Consider the following 17,384-nt stretch of genomic DNA (forward strand, 5'->3'; position numbering starts at 1 on the left):
TTTGACTTCAGTCATTCGCCCTATCCGTTCATTTATGGCAGCTTCCACTTGCAGATCATCAGCAAATGACCGCCCTGCAGCTCGGCGTTCAGGCTTCCATTCATCTTCTCCATCAGACTTCGTGCAATGGATAAGCCAAGGCCTGTTCCCTTGCCCGATCTTGTCTGATCCGCTGTGTAGAACCGGTCGAATAAAACATTCAGATCGCTGCCGGTCAGATGTCTGGCCTCATTAGCAATGGTCAATACGGCCGTACCCTGGCGCATCTCGAGAATAATCCTGACCTGACCGCTCGTATGTTTAATGGTATTAAGGAGCAGGTTCTCGGCAACTCTCCTGACTGCCGATTCGTCCGCATACAGGATGATATCGGACTCCGGCAGCTGAAGATCCGGCGTTATATGATATTCATTGAACTGGTCGTACAAGCCCGTGACGATATCCGGGAGCAGAATGTTTAATCTCAGCCGTTCATGCTTCATCGGGTAATCCGGGGATTCAATAACCGACAGCTCAAAAAAATCATTCAGCAGCACCTGCAGCCGCTTCGTTCTGTTTTTGACGATGCCGACATATTCCTGCTTTTCCTCTCCGGTTATTTCATCCGACTCCAACAGCTGAATATAACCGAAAATCGACGTAAGCGGTGTCCGGATATCATGTGAAATATTGGCCACCGCCTGCCTCAGCTCATTTTCGGTACGCCTTCGCTGCGCTTCCGCCTCCACGACTAGATCCGACTGCCGGTTAATCTCCGCCGCGAGGGATTCAATATGCCGATCGAAGAACGTCAAATCCAGTTTTTTTCCTGTCCGCCCATCATTGTATGCTTTGAGCTTGCTTGTCATCCTTTTCATTTCCCGTTTCACAAACCAAAGGCGGACTAAACAGGCAGCCGCCGCTATAACCGAGATGATCGTGATATAGAGCATGCCCTTCATCCGCCTTTCCGCCTGCTATTTGATTTCTTTTCTCCGGTAAACCAGAACGCCAAGCGCCCCGAACGCCGCAATCGTCAGGACTGGGACCAGCAGGATCTCCAGCAGCTCACCGCTCCCGAAATGAAATTTTGTGATTTCGAGCAGCAGCTTGAACACCGAATAGTCATAGATGGTGCCCAGGAAATGAACATATTGGCCCAAACCGGGGAGAATGGAATCGATCATCAGAAATAAAAATATCAGGAAACCGATCGTCTTGCCGCTGTCCGTGAAGATCGTCGCGAACAATGCGGCTATAGCGCCAAAAGCAGCCGCATAAAGAAGCATCAATCCTATGGTGCCCGGGATATAACCGGCGGCAGCTTCCGCTGGCAGCTCGCCGAAGCCGGACAACACAGTGGTGATCAATGTGCTGACAACCGGGAAAATGATGGAGATGACCAGAGTCCCGACCGTGAAGCCAAACAGCTTGGCTATAAAAATCCGGATCCGGCTGCTGCCCGACGATGCGATGGTTTTCATGACCCCGGTCGAGTATTCGCTGGAGATGAAGAATCCAGCCAGAATGGCCGTTCCGAATTTGATGATATAGGTATTTCCAGCCATGCTCTCCAGAAAGAAATCCGCTCCGTGAACGACTCCCCCGTCTGATTGATTATCGATGTAGATAATAATCGGGTAAGCTGCCGCGATGAAGAGCAGCAGGTAAACCAGCATCCGGAAGGCACGGTCTTTGCGCAGCTTGAACAATTCCGCCATAATCAGGTTGCTCATGTCCGCGCACCCCCGATCCGCTTCGTGAAGAAGCTCTCCAGATCCTCGCCCATCGGCATGAACTCTTCTATTTCCAGACCCGAAGCCGCAAGTGCGGTCGAGATTTTCCCGGGATGTTCGAGAAGCGCGTACAACCGGATAACACCGCCAGGCATCACTTCAAAATCCGTCGTTGCAAGCTTGTTCTGAATAACCGAGGCCGCCTTGGCCGGATCATTCACCTTAATGTGCACATACTGTTGGCATTTCTCGTTCAATTCCTTCGCCGTCAGCTGTTCCAGCAGCTGCCCGTGATGAATAATCCCATAATGGCTGGCCAGCAGATACAGCTCGCTGAGAATATGACTGGAAATCAGAATCGTGATGCCTCTTTCACTGTTCAACCGTTTGAGCAGCTCCCTCATTTCAACCACGCCCATAGGGTCCAGACCATTGGTCGGCTCGTCAAGAATAAGGAACTCCGGGTCGCCCAGAAGCGCTATCGCAAGACCCAGCCGCTGCTTCATCCCCAGCGAGAAATTTTTCGCTTTTTTCCTGCCGGTGCCCTCAAGCCCGACAATTTCAAGCGTTTTGCGGACATTTTCTTTGCCCGGAATGCCCCGCAGCAGCCGGTTCGCTTCGACATTCTCATGCGCTGTCATTTGGGGGAACAACGCCGGACTTTCAATGATCGACCCGATCCGCTTGCGCGCGGCCACAAGCCCGCTTCCGCCGGTTTCCCCGAACAGCTCGAGCGTGCCTTCAGTGGGGAAAGCAAGCCCTGCCACGATGCGGATCAGCGTCGATTTGCCAGCTCCGTTCTGGCCGATAAAACCGTATATGGACCCTTTCCTGATCGACAGGTTCACTTTGTCCAAGGCATTGCTGCCCTTGAAGCTCTTGGTCAAATTATGGGTTTGCAGCAGATACTGACTCATTCCTCCTGGCCTCCTCTTATGTGATAGCTCAAGTATAGAAACGAAAACATAAGAGGAGCTAAAGACAATCCTTAAGAAAGTCTTAAGCTGCTTAATGGATGAACCACTCAGGGCTTAAGCCGGTATCCCATTCCCCATACCGTCTCGATAAATTCTTCGTTCGGACTTGCTTTGGCCAGCTTGCTCCGCAGATTGCTCATATGGACGTTAATCGTATTATCATCTCCGAAAAACTCTTCTCCCCATACGCTTTCATACACGTTCGCCTTGGTAAATACCTTCTTGGGCGAGGACATGAGGAGGGCCAGTATCTCATATTCCCTTGCCGTCAATGACAGCAGCTCTGCGCCTAAAGTGACCGATTTTGCTTCCGGATCAAGAATAATCGATTTATAGGCCAGTTGACGGCTTCGTGCATCCGACGTTGAATCGCGCCTGTATCTGCGCAGATGGGAGTCAATCCGGGCCGATACCTCCTCGATGTCGAAGGGCTTCGTAATATAATCGTCCGCGCCGGTCCGCAGCATGGCAACCTTCGTCCGCTGCTCCTCCTTGGCCGAAATCACGATTACCGGCACAGGGCCAAGCTCATGAATCCGGGCCAGCAGCTCCTCGCCGCTCATGCCGGGGAGCATCAGATCAAGCAGCACCATATGCCATGCCTGCTTGTCCAGATAGAGCAGAGCTTCGGTTCCGGAGTAGGCCGGCTGGGGCAGATAACCGCTTTTTCTTATAATATTGCACAGCAGCTGGTTGATGTCGTTATCATCCTCCACCACCAGGATTTGTATCATTTTGTCCATAGGAATCAGTTCACCTTCAGAGGGAGAGATTGTTGGAGACGTCCTTCAAGCGCAGGGAAGCAAGTTTTCACTTGATCCCTTTACTAATCAAAGGAGGTGAAAAATACATCATTGAGAATCGTTTTTGCTTTTTTCAGGCTGCGCGTATCCAGTTGTTTAAGCATGTTTACGATCGCGTTCATTTCCTCGTCTTCCTCTGACTCATGCCGGGTCATTGAGCGTGTTTTCTCAAGCTCTGATTCCCCGGGTTCCGAATTTACCCACGATGCTTGCAGGGTATCCTCGAAGCCACGGATAAGAAATATCAATTCAGCCTCGTCATATTTCTGGAGAAAACGGGTTATCCCTATATTCATCTGCTTATGCAGAGCTTGATGCAGTTGAAATATTTCTTTGCCCAAGGGAGTCGTGTGGAAGAGCACTTCTTTCTTATTATCCAGAAGATATTCCGTGCGGATAATTTGCTGCTGCACTAATTTTCTGGTGATCTTGGACACGCTGCCTTTGGGGATTCCAAATTGTCTGGAGATGGAAGCTCCATTCACCGGCTCAAGATGTCCAATGGCATCGATTACGTGAAGCATCATGACCGTGGACTCCTGAAGGAAATCAATGATCGCGGGATTGCCGCAGTTCCGGAGCAACCACTCCTTTTCTTCGTCATCCTCCGATTGAAACCGCTTATGTAATTTGGGAATTGTCTCGATCAATTTCTTTATTAGAATGTCCTTATCAGGCAGATGACCGGCAGAATGAATCATGGAAGGATCTCCTCGCAAGCTTTTCTTATGCCCAGTTTAACAAACAGCCAGGAATAAATAAAGTTTCCCGGAAACAATATTGACAGAAAGGAAATATAAACGTATTATTGTTTCCGTGATACAATTTTATATTCTGGAAACAATAATTCAAAGAGGAGATTTGTATATGAATGTCGTCATTATCTTCGATCATCCTTACGGAGCGTCCGCATCCGAGAATATTCCCCATCACAGAAGCTATTCCGCGGCTCTCTTGGCCGCCGTTATGCGGGGTCTTGCCGCCAAGGGCCACAAGATTGATCTTATCGATTTGGCTACAGACGGATTTAATCCCGTCATGTCTGCCGAAGAGCTTGCCTCCTGGCGGCAAAAGAAGACCAGTGACCCCCTCGCTGCCGATTACCAGCGGCGTCTTATTGCCGCGGATCATATTGTTTTCATTTTTCCCGTCTGGTGGGAGACGATGCCGGCTCTTACCAAAGGATTCCTCGATAAGGTATTCGTAGAGGGCACGATCTATAAGGAAACCAAACCGGGAAGACCATTCCACAGCCTGCTTCCCAATGTTAAAGGAGTTTCCCTCTTGACCGTAATGAGCACTCCCGACTTTATCTACCGGTGGTTATTCGGAAATCCCGTTACCAAGATTCTATTCCGGGGTACTTTCCGCAAAATAGGTATCCGCAAGCTTCGCTGGTACAACTACACAGGCATGAACAACCGCAGTCCGGAGACGAGGCGGCAGTATCTGATAAAAACAGAGCAGCGGTTCGCTCAATTGTAATTCATTTTAACAGGAGATGCCTGTCGTGGCCCCGTCTCTTGACAGAGGAAGAAGATTTTTTCACCATAGCAGTTTCCCGGGTTCCGGCTGCTTCCTCCTGTTACCCTATCTTAAAGAAAACTTCATGCAAGCAAGCATTAACACGATAAAGTATTTTGCAAAAGCAAAAAAACTACCCTCCGTATAGACCGGAGGGCAGCTGTGAAGCAGAAGTCAGGCTGATCTTCTCAATTTCATAAATTGCAGACAAGCGACAATAAGCAATTCGCTTAACGCCATGGCAATCAACAGGATACCCACGGAAAAGATCGCAATAAATCCTGTAAACAACAGTAAAGCGGCAGAGGTCATATAACCGGGAATGTATTTCCTCACTGACGAGAACAGTCCGACGACGGCGCCGAGCACAATCAGAAACCAATAAAAGACTGCAGGAATGGCCGTAATGATTCTCTCATCCTGAACATAGTAAACCAGAAAAACGAGGAGGAAAAAAAGAAAGACCCCATTTACCGAAATGAGAAAATTCGGGGAAACAGGATCTCTCTCCTCTTTGCTCCGGACGGAAATAAACATGGAGGCCAGGACGAGAAGTAAAGAGGCAACAGGAAGCAGCCACACAAAGATCATCCTTTCGTAAGGTGCCTTGGTAACACATATGCTGCAGCACTGGAATTCAATACCATTAGTGTAACACGAATATGTCATTATTTCCGATAAGAAAAACAACTTTCACAAGCCTTTGGCGGCAAACCGGGCTTTCATAGACCTTATTGGCATCGATTGAAATAAAGGGCAGGCGTTTCCCTGGGGAAACGGCCTGCCCTCCAATATCCTTTATCGTCAGATGCCGGTGAAAATCCGGCAGCATGGCACCACAGTTATATACCAGCCGGGCCGGTATCACTTACAAAACCGTACTCCCGCCTTTTGACTTCCTCCCGGCGCTGCTTCTCGATCGCCTTGAGGCCGATTTCGCCGGCGTCGCGGGGATTCACGACGAACAGGCCGTCATCGTCGCCGACGACCAAATCTCCGGGCTGCACACTTACGCCGGCTACGCTGACCGTTGTGTTGACCTCGCCTTCAAGCTCCATTGCGCGCGTCGTCTTGGCGCTGATGCCCCTGGAATAGACGGGGAAGCCGAGCTTCGTAATGGCGCGCACATCAGTGACGCAGCCGGATACGACCACGCCGGCAATTTGCTTGGCCATGGCCGCATAGGTTCTGAATTCCCCCCAGCACGCCCGGTCGTCATCGCCGGACATGTCGACGACCAGAACGTCGCCAGGCCGGGCAAGCTCCAGCGCGTGTCGAATCGCGGTGGAATCCAAATGCGGAATACGCACCGTGACCGCATTGCCCAGAAGCTGAATCGGCCGAAACAAGGGCTGCAGTCCATGGATGAAACCAAAATCGGTAAAGTGTCCGATGGTGGATGGACTGACCGCCTCATACATTTCCAACAGCTCCGGGGTTACGCCCTGGACCCTCGGTTCGATACGGAACATGAATACACATCCTTTCTTTACAATCCATCTTGTAAAACTCCCTCACCGTGTTCGCCGTCATAATCTCACCAGACTGGACGAATCCGAACCGATCAGCTGACTGGTCTTATCCAGCAGCAAATCATGGGACAGCGACGTATAGCAGGTGTAGAGATGCCTGGTGTTGTAAATATCATAAACATTCCCGCCGCGCACAGCTTTGAGCTCCTTCCAGCGCCTGCTGGCAAACAGCGTCTCTGCCTGCCGGCGGATCGCCTCATCCATTTTCCGGGTGCCGTCATGCTTATGGCTGGTCAACAGAATCCGATCCGCGTCATATCCCGCAAGCTCCTCCGGAGTTATTTCCCTGTAGTGCCTGATCTCGGCTACGCCCTTGGGCATATTCAACTGCAAATCCCCATACAGCACCGTGCCCAGATTGCGCTGGCCGTAAATGCAGAGGGAATCCTCCCCGATACCGACGATCAGCATCGTTTCGTCGCCGACTTTGCGGCGCACCTGCTTGCGGGTTCTCTCGGCCTTGTAATCGTAGCGCTCCAGCCACTCCCCCGCTTCCTTCTCCTTGCCCACAATTCTTGCGACTGATTGAAAATGGATCCGCCAGTCCTGGAAGAACGGCAGGGTGATAGTCGGAGCGATCTGGTCAAACATTTTCTCCTTTTGCGATTTCTCAAAGTCCCGAAATTCGCAGGTAACGATCAAATCCGGCTGGGCTGTCATCAGCTTCTCCAGGTCGGGCTTATAGCCGCCAATAGCGATCGTATTGCGGAACTGGGTCGTCACGGGATATCCATTATTAATCACAGCGGCGTAGGGCTCAATGCCGAGCGCCACGAGGTGGCCTGTCAATAAATGCTTCAGCGAGGCTATTTTCTCCGAATATCTGATCTTGTTCACATACGCGGAGGGCGAGCGTCCCGTCGCCGCTTTGAATTTGCGGCTGAAATAAAATTCATCACTGAACCCGACGCTGTGGGCAATCGTCCGGAAGGAATCGCGGGAAAGCACCAGCGACTGCTTCGCCTGATTGATACGGATGTCCGTGAGATATTCCATCGGACTTTTGCCGACCTTCTTCTTGAACGCGCGCGAATAATAATCCGCGCTCATCCCGGCCATAACCGCGAGTTTATTGCGGGTAATTCCCTCATGGTAATGCTGTTCCATATAATCGAGCGTCAGGTCCAATGTCTGGTTCGGGCTAGGACTTTGCTCGCGGAGCGTATCCTTGAACAAGACGCAGATCATTTCCTGGAAGAGAATATTGGCCTTCATCCGGTCCCAGGAATCCTTGCTGCGCAGCTTGCGCTCTATCTCCCCGGCCTTATCGGACAGAAAATCAAAAATAGCAATAGCCAGCTCAATCGGACCGTCCAGCGCCACAGGCACGAAACGATTCTCCGCAGCCTGCACCGCGCGAAACCGTATTTGATAATAATCCGTGCTCCGCCCCGGGTCGACGACCAGCTTCAGGCTCGCGCCGGGAGCCGCAAGAAATACCTTCTGCCGGTGCAAAGCGCAGATTTGACCGTCGACGATAATCTCCCCTGCTGCTTCCTTGAACAGCAGCAGGGTATGCATGGAGGCTTCACGCTGAAAAAAAGATTGCCCCGCACTGACATGCTCTATCTCTTCCAGCTTGTATAAATAGGAGGCGAACAATTCGAAACGGTCGTGATCCTTTTTCATGATTTAAGCCCCACACTCCACTAAATGAGAATAATTCTCAATTTAACGAGAATTATTCTCATTATATAGAAGAGGTACCGATTTATCCAGATGATGAAAAGGATTTTGCACAATTCCTTTCCCCGAAGGCATGCTGCCGGGAACGCCTTCCTGTTCCAGCAGCGGCTTCACAATAAGCTTGAGCGGCCAATCGTGGCGGGCAAATAAAATCTCTTCCATTTGTGAGCGGACCTCCACCTGGAACGGGAGAGACCGCATGGCTGCTTTCAGACTCACCTGCAGAGTAAGCCACAACGCTCTTTCTTCCACGGAATAGATGGCGGTCAGCATATCGATAATGGAATACAAATTGACCTGGATGCCCAATGTCTGCATGTAAAACAGCAGCTTCTCCGGCGTTTCGTTATACAGGCTGTTGGAGTAGCCCGGTCTGATCCGGTATTCCGGATCGCCAATACCCTGCGCCGCAAGCCACGGCAGATGAAGACGGACGGAGTCGTGATCGCGGAGCAGCATCCCTTCGATTCTCCCGTCCTTCCAGACCAGGACACTGTTCTGCCCATGGATCTCCGGAAGCAGGCCGATCCGGTACAAGCGCAAATTGATATCGAAGAAGGCATCGCATACTTCCCCGAACAGCTTCCTGACGGAAGCCTCATTGGCCTCCAGGCCGCGGACCTTCATCCAGACATCAAAGAAATGCCGGTCAGGGCCAGTCACCCGTGCCGCCAGCGCGGACATCGGCACCAGACGCACTCCGGAATCGGCGGCAAGCTCCGGCGGATAGGTCCGGATCATGGCCCCCAGATGCCGCGGGGGATCGTCGAACAGACTTCCGCCTTGGGGCATATACCCCCACCACTTGGTCTCCTCGCACAGGAACAGCCGTTTCCCCAGCACATCGTCGCGCTCCTTCGCCTGCGACAGCAGCGCCTGTCCCCGCTCTCCGTTCATCAGCTTGACGGCCGGAAGATAGCGGGAAGCGCCCAATGAAAACACGCTGAGCGGGAGTTTCACATAGTGACGGCCTCCGTCCTTCGGCGCCAGCGACCTGACAGATGAGGTCGCCTGGAATATGCCCGCTTCCGCATCCAGCGGGATACAGCTGCCCGATTCGAATGCCGGCGAAAGCTGCTGCGGAAGGATGTTCATTTGCCAGGGATGAACGGGAAGGGCGATAAAGCTTTCCGGCGGCAGCCCCCTTTGGGCCATTTCCCGGTACACAAGTCCGCGTTCCGCCTCTGAGAGCAGCAGCTCTGCGGGAGTGGCCGCAGGATCACCGGCCGCGGCACCCGAACCGGCCACGATGCACTCCCGCCGTACGGCGATCCAGCGCATGGGGATATCCCCGCCGAATTCCGCGATATACCGGCGGTAATCCTCCTGCGCAAGGCCCGTCTTGGCTTTGGCCACGGGATGGAACGGCCTGTCCCGCAGCGAAGCATACCGCTCCAGCTGCTGGAAGAAAGCCGCCGGGGGCAGGCTCAGCAGATCCTGCCCCGGAATGCTGCTGCCCAGAGACCATGAGAGCTGGCGGACGGTTTCCTCAAGCAGCTGCAGAAAACGGCCCACGCCTGCCTGCTCCCTCTTGTCCTTCTCCAGACACAGCCTTATGACCAGCTCCATCAGCCGAACGGGCTTCAGGCGCTCTATGGCTGCTCCGGAACCATCCGCATCCGTCCCAATTCGGTACACGCCGCCCGCCTTGACATAACGGTAGGGCTGAAAGACTGCGGCCCGGATCGGAAAGCAGACATATTCTCCCCTTTCTCTGCCCGTCCACCACCGGTACATCAGCGGATCATCCGGTCCCGCCTGCGCTGCTGCCGCCGGCATCCCGGTGGCATTACCGGCGACCGCCTCCCACTGCCTGCGGGAGAGCGCCTCCGCGTCCGCTTGATCCCAGAAGCCTTCCGCCAGCAGACTGTTGATCAGATCGGTCATTACCTGCTCCTCGGCGTCATTTGCCTCCTTGACGTCTGTATCCAATGCCTTCTCCTCTGTGCTTGTCGATTTCATTCGCTTAACTTTCCCCCTTCATATTCATTGTCGAGATACAGCCTCCCGGGATGGGGATGGCTGAGAAAATCACGATGCGAGATCGTCCAGCCATACGCTCCGGCAATCGTGAAGAGCAGGACATCCCCGATCCGCAATCGCTCCACCGGAACATCCCCGGCAAGTATATCCTTGGGCGTACACAGCTCCCCGGCAATCGTTACCTTGCTACGCACCAGCTCAGGCCTTGCAAAAGGATAATCCCAGCGCTCCACCGGAACTACTTTAAAGGGATGATTATGCTTCCATGACGCCGGCAGCCGGAAATGATGCGTACCGCCCCGGATTATGCCATAATGCTTGCCGTGGCTGGTTTTCAAATCAATAACCTCGGCCGCATAATAACCGCATTCCGCAACCATATAACGGCCGGGCTCGAACAGCAGCTGGACGCCCGGAATGCGGTGTGCGTCCAGCACCACCCGAAGCTCGCTCATGAACGTCTCCCATGCAAAATGGCGGAAGGGCTCGGTATAGGAAACCCCGAAGCCGCCGCCAGCATTGACATACTTGATTGACAGCCCAAACTGCTCGATCCAGCCCTTGACCCGCTGCAAATAGGTGGCAACGAGCCTTGCATGCAGCACCGCATCCAGGTTATTGGATATCGAATGCATATGGAAGCCTTCCAGCTTCACATGCGGCAGCGTCCTCAGCAGCGCAATCGCTTCTGGCACCTGCGCTTCGTCCATGCCGAACTGCGTGGCGCGGCCGGCCATCGTCACGGTCGCCAGCGGAACCTCCTCATGCAGATTGATCCGCAGCAGCACCGACACCGTCTGCCCCCTCCGCTCCGCAATCCAGGCAATCCGGCGCAGCTCATGCAGGCTTTCCGCATGGATCAGCATCACGCCGCGCTCCATTGCCTCCTCAAGCTCCGCATCCTTCTTCCCCGGTCCGCCAAACAGCACCGGAATATCCGCGGAAACCTCGCGGATCATGCGGACCTCGCCGATCGAGGCCGCCTCGAAGCCGTTCACCACAGGTGCCAGGCATTCCAGAATCCGGCGGTCGGGATTGGCTTTAATGGCATAAAACAAGCTGGCCTCCTGCTGCGGAATATCCCGGACCATTCCCTGCACATGCCTGCGCAGCGCGTTCAAATCGTAGATAAAGGAGCATACAGGGCCGCTCCCCCCATGAATCAGCTCTCTGAGGCCAGCTTCCACCCCGCTGTCCAATACCGCATTGCTCATGATTTCTCCCCCTGTCCAATCGGGTCTTTATCACTGGATTTGACCCCGTTCAGCCGCGCCTGCAGCGCCCGGAAAGCAATGCCCCGCTCATCCCCCAATACAAACGCCGATGCTCCTCTATCCCGCCAATACTCGTAATCCCCGTCAGCCCGGGGAATGGCGCAGTAGGCAACGCCCTGATCCCGGGCAGCACGCAGAATCCCGTTCAGCCCTTCTCTCACTTCCCGGGCGCCGGTCTGCCAGGGAACGCCGAGGGATTGCGACAGATCGGCCGCACCCTCCAGCACCATATCGATGCCGGGAACAGCCAGTATTTCGGCTGCGCGCTCAACGCCCTCACGGCTTTCAATCATGGGAACAAGCATAATCTCTCCGTTCGCGCGGCGCATATAATCGACGAGATCAACCTTGCCGAACACGCCGGGTCTGCCGCTGTTCATGCTGCGGCTGCCTTCGGGGTAGAATTTGGCGGCCCGAACGAGCCGCTCCGCCTGTTCGGCGCTCTCCATATGCGGCACGACAATCCCCTGCGCTCCGCTGTCCAGCACCTGCAGAATCAGCTTCGGGTGTACCTCGGGAACTCGCACCAATGCGGTAATTCCGGCCGATTCCGCAGCCCGTATCATATTTTCCAGCGTCTCCGGATTGACCATGACATGCTCCATATCGATAATGACAAAATCAAATCCGGCATAGCCGATCATTTCCACTGCAACCGGAGCCGGAATGGAAGCGAACAAGCCGAATGCCTGTTCACCCGCGCGCAATTTGGCCTTTAAGCGGTTGGACTTCAGCATGAGGACGGCCTGAACGGGTAAAGCGGGTTGCGGCCCGCTCTGAACCGGGATTCCCCATCGCCGAACAGCCGTCTTTTGGTCAGCTCTTCGATCTGCACCGTTTCTTCGAATAGGTCAAACAAGCGGTATCTCTCCTTATGCTGCGGATGCTTTTGCTGGTAGTCGACAATGATTTTTGCCGTTGCTGCCCAGAAGCGGTCCTCTCCCAGCTGATAGTGCTCCTCCAGAAACATCGCAAGCTCCGACAAGCAGATGAAGAAGAAAGCATCGTAGGAGAAATCCCTGACATCCGCAGGGCTGGTGGTCTTAATGAAGGAATTGGGATTGACCAATGCATGGCTTGCCGGCTCCGGGTTCAGATCGGGACAACGCTCCGGCTCAGTCAGATGCGAGACCGAGAAGCGGACGCCATCGTGAAAATCCTTCAGCGCCACCCGCTGCGGCAGTCCCTGCTTATGGAGAAGAATGATATTCTGTCCATGCGATTCCATGCCGATTCCGTGTGCATAGAGCATATGAATAATCGTTGAAACGGCAGCCCGGAGCATCTGCTCCGTCCAGTTCTCCACGCCGTAGGCCCGGATCCAGGGATCGATCAACGGTACGCCGGACGGCTCCACATGGCACAGCCCGTTGAAAGGAACGCCATCCTCATCCTTTTGCAGATAATGATGGAGGCTTTCTCTCCATACTGCGCCAAGCGTGCCGTAAGCCTTGTTCCTGTTATGCCCGGGCAGCTGCCCATAATCGTAGGTTACGCCCAGCACTTCCCGCAAAATAACGAAATTCAGCTGTTTGGCATAAGCGTCGTTCTGAATCAGGCCATGCAGCCAATCGGTAATAAGCGGCCCATTCAGCACTGTGTGGCCTGCCATGATGCGGCTGGTGGATGTGTTGGTAATACTCAGCGACAGCTTGAGATAGGCCCTGCTCCTGGATGTAAAGTTGGCGAGCGTCCGGATCGACTGCTGCGGGCGGTAGAGGTCACTGCTTTCCCCCAGCATGATGATCTCCTGCCCGGCCAGCGCCCTGTGAAACTGCGGAATAATGATATTCGCCCACTGCCAGGGGTGGACGGGCATGAAGTAATAATCCTCCGCCTGTCTTCCTTGACCGGCAATTATGGAGCTAAAAAGGGCATATTGCTCGCGGCCCATTTCCTGCCCGATATATTCCCCGTAGCCGATGCCCTCCGAATGGGCCATGCGGCTGCTCCTACGGTCGACGGCAATCCAGACGGGCCTGTGCAGCCTCTTGAATTCAGGTCCATAAGCGGCATTATCGCCTAGCGTAAACCCGATTCTGGATTTATAGCAGGGATGATAGGGATGGCCGTCCTTGATGTTTCCCTCCAGCTCGTCGTAGCTTCGCTGCTCCCCGCCAAGCTGCATGACCGGTTCAAAAGCTTGGGCCTGCACATCCTTCAGCAGCGTCTGCGCAAGCTCCTCCATGAAACGCTCCAGCCGCTCTCCCTGCTGAACCTGCGCAAGCACCTCGGTAACGAACAGACCGAGCTGCGCATTCATGGCTGCGCCTTCCCCCGGCAACCGTCTCACCGGAACGCTCTCCAGCCGGACCCGCCCGAAGCTGGCCATGCGCCGGCCTTGCGCTTCATACGCCACAGCCTCGCCTTCCTCTGTTCTGCCCGGAAGCTTGAACACGCTCCGGCTGCCTTCTGCGGGCAGGCCGCTGCTGTCGCAGGCCGCAATTTCCTCATAGATCACAATCTCTTCATAGATCAGAGCCTGTATCAATTGGCGGATAATCCGCTGCTCGACATGAAGCAGGTGCCCGGAGCCCAATGCCCGAACCAGGTATTCCCCCGCCGCATCACGCAATTTATCTATCGTTTCGGTTGATATCATGCCTGCACCCCGCTTATATTCATTGGATTTGGTATTGGGACAAACAGGGGGCGTTCTCCCCTGGACTTTAAACAGCTCGTAAAATTAGCTTTGGCCGGCAGATGGGGACTGAGCAGCAGATCGTTCAGATAGTAAAGCAGTTCCCGGCTTGCCGTCTGCTTCTCCTGCTGCAGCAGCTCCTGCACAATTCCCCAATAACGCCGTTCATCAACCTGCCCGTAAGCGGCAAGGGTATGAATAAGCGAGCCAAGATGATTCACGAAATAATAATATTTGGTTCTCATCCAGGCCTCGGACTGTTCATACAGCACAGGACTATCCTCCGGGATAAGGGTCCCGATCCACCCTGCCTCCGCTGCCTTGGCGCGGTGAATGCTCACGCCTTCGAGATCCCGCACGTAATAGCAGGCCGGCATCCCGTCCACTATCGCAAGCAGCGAATTTTGCAAATGCGCCTCAAAGCTGATGCCCTGATCCGCAAGCAGCCGGAGCAGCGGCAGCATCGATATCCGCAAGCAGGCTTCCAGCCATAATCCCAGATCAGGCAGCTGTCCATGCCCGGTCTGCCGGATGGCGGCGATCAGCATGGGCTCGGCTTCGCCGGGACAGGTCTCAAGCAGCGCAGCCATAACATAGGTATGCGACTGCCGAAGCTCCATCGGGCGGTAGAGGACGTTGAAGCCCGCTTCCGCTTGCGCGCGCACCGCGGCTCCCTGCTCCGATTGTTCGAACAGGGACTCATCGAGCAGCACGCTGCTGTACCCAGTTTCCGTCAGCACCTTGAAGCCGTCCGACTCTATCCTCCGGCGGATAGAACGAATCACCCGCGCGGCGTCCATCGTCCGCATGCACTGCTCCCGTGTATTGTCCCGGACCAGATTGGTAATCCGGACATGTAGAGGCAGCTTGAAGCCTCTGCCGCTGTTCTTATCCCATACTGTTCTTACCGATGAAGTCGGATATACGGCAGGGCCCAGCACGCCAAAATCAATCAAATCTCCCCGCTGCATCAATTGCTCCGCAAACGGCTGCCGGAGCAAATATTTGGCCTGCCAGGGATGCATGGGCAGCAGCCTGTACCTGTCCCATTCCGCGCCGAGCCACTGCCTGGTATGAAGAATCACCGCCGGGTCCACCATCTCCTCTTCTCCGGCAAGCCGCTGCTCCTGAACATAATCGCAACGCAGTGCTATATAGTTCAGCTGGAAGGAAGCGCCCATCTCAGGGCTGAAATACAGAAGCTCATCATCTCCGAAGCCTTCCGAGCTTTTCGGGAAAGGATGGAAGGGATGGCCCAGAAGCAGCGACTGCTCGGAGCGGATGAAATCCCATTTTGCTGCCGCTGTCTGCTCGGCTGGCGTATGCTTCATCGCATATTCGATATAGATTGTCATTTTGTGAATGCTGTTATCAATCCGCGCCTTCATCTGTTCGCGCTCCGGCCCTGAGGCATCACGGCTCATTTCGTCCAGCAATAAGGCGATCAGGCTTTTGGCATCGAGGTTTCTGGATGTACGATCCCCGTGCACCTCATAGAAAGACGAGCCGTAGACATGCTGCCCCATGACGGAGAAGTACGTCAAATAGCCCCTGATTCCCTTCCCCAATACGGGAAGTCGTATGATCATTTCTTCGACGGCCTGTCTGCTGCCCTGCTGTTCCGGCACCGGTTCCGCTATCCGCGGATCATAGGCGCCGGTCTCCCTCAAATAGCTGTTCAGCAGCACGCGTACCGCCGTCCGTTCCGCCAGCTCCTCGCTGACCGATGAGGCGGATGCGGTACCGGGCGCGGCAGCTGAGGCAAGTGTTGAGTATTGCGGCATTATTGGTGCTCTCCCTTCCTGTCAGGTTTTCGTTGTGGATACGGCAGAGTGCTTCTCCTTTGCAGCGGCAGGCTTTCTCATGTAGAAGGCGGCCGGCAGGGTCAGAAAAACAAGAATGCTGAGCGCAATAAATCCCTCGTTAATCGCCTGCAGCGTGCCTTCCACGGGTGAATAGCCGCTGGTCAGCAGCTGCGCCTTGCGCACCTCGTAATAGATTGACACCAGCACGATCCCGAGTGAAGACACCATTCTTCTCGACACATTATTGATCGCAGAGCCCTGCGATACCAGATGATCCGGAATCGCGCTCAGGCCTGCCGTCGTGATTGGCATATTGGACAAGCCCAGCCCCACGCCCCGCAGCAGCATGAGCACAAACACCACCCAAATCGGTGAACTCAGCTTCAGCATCCCGAGCATCGCCGTCGCGGCGCATGTTGTCGCGAGGCCAGCGAGCGCAATGCCTCTGGGCCCCTTGAGGTCGAGCCGTTTGCCTCCGACGTTGACGAACAGGCCGGTCGTAATCGCCGACGGCAGAAAAACAAGACCGGTCATAATGGAGTCATACCCGTACACATTTTGCACAAGCAGAGGAATCAGGAAAATGCCTGCGAACATGGCGAGCGCCTGGACGCTGGCCACAATCACGCTGAGGCTGTACATCGGCACCTTGAATATCCGTATATTCAAGAGCGGCTGCTGCTGGCTGAGCTCGATGCGGGCAAACAGGATCAGCAGGCACACTCCGGCAGCCAGCAGTGTCAGCTGGAAGGGAGCCGTCAAATCCGCCAGATCGGAAATCCTCCCAAGCGCCAGCAGGATGGCGCCTACGCCCAGAGTGACGGCGGCAAAGCCAAGCCGGTCGAACGTGCGCGACGGGTCAGGCGGCTTTTGCTTCAAATAACGCATTCCCAGCAGCAGGCCAAGCAGGCCCGTCGGCACATTCATCAGAAAAAGCCACTGCCAGCTGCTAAATCCAAGCGCTATTCCGCCGACTGTCGGTCCAATCACCGGAGCGACCATGACGGCGATGCCCCAGACACCCGTCACCCTGCCCCGTTCCTCTTTGGGGGAAGCCTCGAAAATCATCGCGAGCGACAAGGGGATCATCAGCCCACCCGCTATCCCCTGCATCCCCCGGGATATAATGACGGGAAGAAGTCCCCAGGATAATGCCCCCAGCAGCGAGCCGGCCACGAATAAACCCAGCCCCAGCAGATAGATTCTTTTTTTGCCGAACCGGTCTCCCAGATAGCCCGTGAGCGGCATCGTGATGCCCATGGCGAGGAGGAAGATCGTAATAATCCAGCTGGCTGATACGGCGTTAATATGGAAAACCTCCATAAATTCGGGTATCGCCGGATTCAGAGAGCTGTTGTTCAGAATAACCGTGAAGGTTCCAAGCAGAACAGCGAGCAGAACCTTCCCCTGCTCAGATTTCAGGCTGATTCCCATTCTATCCGCT

15 protein-coding genes are annotated in these 17,384 nt (G+C 54.6%); 1 reads left to right on the forward strand and 14 read right to left on the reverse strand.

The annotated features are described in order from the left end of the window. Positions 1-32 precede the first annotated feature (32 nt). From AC0YOA_RS11985 to AC0YOA_RS12005, 5 genes are all read right to left on the reverse strand, one after another. Positions 33-941 (reverse strand): sensor histidine kinase, encoded by a 909-nt coding sequence (locus AC0YOA_RS11985; RefSeq protein ID WP_475786754.1) that lies wholly within the window; start codon positions 939-941, stop codon positions 33-35. A gap of 15 nt (positions 942-956) precedes the next feature. After that, the gene (locus AC0YOA_RS11990; protein WP_475786755.1) at positions 957-1,715 is read right to left on the reverse strand and encodes an ABC transporter permease; all 759 of its coding nucleotides are present in this window, start codon (positions 1,713-1,715) and stop codon (positions 957-959) included. Continuing rightward, positions 1,712-2,632 carry an ATP-binding cassette domain-containing protein gene (locus AC0YOA_RS11995; RefSeq protein ID WP_475786756.1) on the reverse strand — a complete coding sequence of 307 codons (921 nt, stop codon included), beginning with the start codon at positions 2,630-2,632 and terminating at the stop codon, positions 1,712-1,714. Before AC0YOA_RS11995 ends, AC0YOA_RS11990 begins: the two co-directional genes overlap by 4 nt. A gap of 107 nt (positions 2,633-2,739) precedes the next feature. Beyond that, positions 2,740-3,435 carry a response regulator transcription factor gene (locus tag AC0YOA_RS12000; protein WP_210045816.1) on the reverse strand — a complete coding sequence of 232 codons (696 nt, stop codon included), beginning with the start codon at positions 3,433-3,435 and terminating at the stop codon, positions 2,740-2,742. An 83-nt stretch (positions 3,436-3,518) separates the two neighbouring features. Continuing rightward, the gene (locus AC0YOA_RS12005; RefSeq protein ID WP_475786757.1) at positions 3,519-4,196 is read right to left on the reverse strand and encodes a MarR family transcriptional regulator; all 678 of its coding nucleotides are present in this window, start codon (positions 4,194-4,196) and stop codon (positions 3,519-3,521) included. Between the two features lie 166 nt (positions 4,197-4,362). On the opposite strand from AC0YOA_RS12005, the gene AC0YOA_RS12010 reads away from it, so the two are divergent. Next, entirely contained in the window at positions 4,363-4,980 is a 618-nt protein-coding gene (locus AC0YOA_RS12010) for an NAD(P)H-dependent oxidoreductase (RefSeq protein WP_475786758.1), read from the forward strand. A gap of 213 nt (positions 4,981-5,193) precedes the next feature. Here the strand turns inward: AC0YOA_RS12010 and AC0YOA_RS12015 are convergent, their stop codons facing one another. From AC0YOA_RS12015 to AC0YOA_RS12055, 9 genes are all read right to left on the reverse strand, one after another. After that, the gene (locus tag AC0YOA_RS12015; protein WP_475786759.1) at positions 5,194-5,601 is read right to left on the reverse strand and encodes a hypothetical protein; all 408 of its coding nucleotides are present in this window, start codon (positions 5,599-5,601) and stop codon (positions 5,194-5,196) included. Between the two features lie 260 nt (positions 5,602-5,861). Then, positions 5,862-6,491, reverse strand: a complete 630-nt coding sequence (locus AC0YOA_RS12020; protein WP_475786760.1) for an RraA family protein — start codon at positions 6,489-6,491, stop codon at positions 5,862-5,864. A 57-nt stretch (positions 6,492-6,548) separates the two neighbouring features. Next, positions 6,549-8,180, reverse strand: a complete 1,632-nt coding sequence (locus AC0YOA_RS12025; protein WP_475786761.1) for an AraC family transcriptional regulator — start codon at positions 8,178-8,180, stop codon at positions 6,549-6,551. A 42-nt stretch (positions 8,181-8,222) separates the two neighbouring features. Beyond that, positions 8,223-10,199, reverse strand: coding sequence for an IucA/IucC family protein (locus AC0YOA_RS12030; protein WP_475786762.1), 1,977 nt, complete (start codon positions 10,197-10,199; stop codon positions 8,223-8,225). Continuing rightward, positions 10,196-11,434 (reverse strand): type III PLP-dependent enzyme, encoded by a 1,239-nt coding sequence (locus AC0YOA_RS12035; protein ID WP_475786763.1) that lies wholly within the window; start codon positions 11,432-11,434, stop codon positions 10,196-10,198. Before AC0YOA_RS12035 ends, AC0YOA_RS12030 begins: the two co-directional genes overlap by 4 nt. After that, positions 11,431-12,231, reverse strand: coding sequence for an HpcH/HpaI aldolase family protein (locus AC0YOA_RS12040; protein WP_475786764.1), 801 nt, complete (start codon positions 12,229-12,231; stop codon positions 11,431-11,433). The genes AC0YOA_RS12035 and AC0YOA_RS12040 overlap by 4 nt, the downstream gene beginning before the upstream one ends. Further along, a complete protein-coding gene (locus tag AC0YOA_RS12045) occupies positions 12,225-14,096 on the reverse strand; it encodes an IucA/IucC family protein (protein ID WP_475786765.1) in 1,872 nt (623 codons plus the stop codon). Before AC0YOA_RS12045 ends, AC0YOA_RS12040 begins: the two co-directional genes overlap by 7 nt. After that, entirely contained in the window at positions 14,093-15,919 is a 1,827-nt protein-coding gene (locus AC0YOA_RS12050; protein ID WP_475786766.1) for an IucA/IucC family protein, read from the reverse strand. Before AC0YOA_RS12050 ends, AC0YOA_RS12045 begins: the two co-directional genes overlap by 4 nt. 21 nt (positions 15,920-15,940) lie before the next feature. After that, positions 15,941-17,374, reverse strand: coding sequence for an MDR family MFS transporter (locus AC0YOA_RS12055; RefSeq protein ID WP_475786767.1), 1,434 nt, complete (start codon positions 17,372-17,374; stop codon positions 15,941-15,943). Positions 17,375-17,384 lie beyond the last annotated feature (10 nt).

This window comes from Paenibacillus sp. JT22N12 (genome assembly GCF_056269365.1).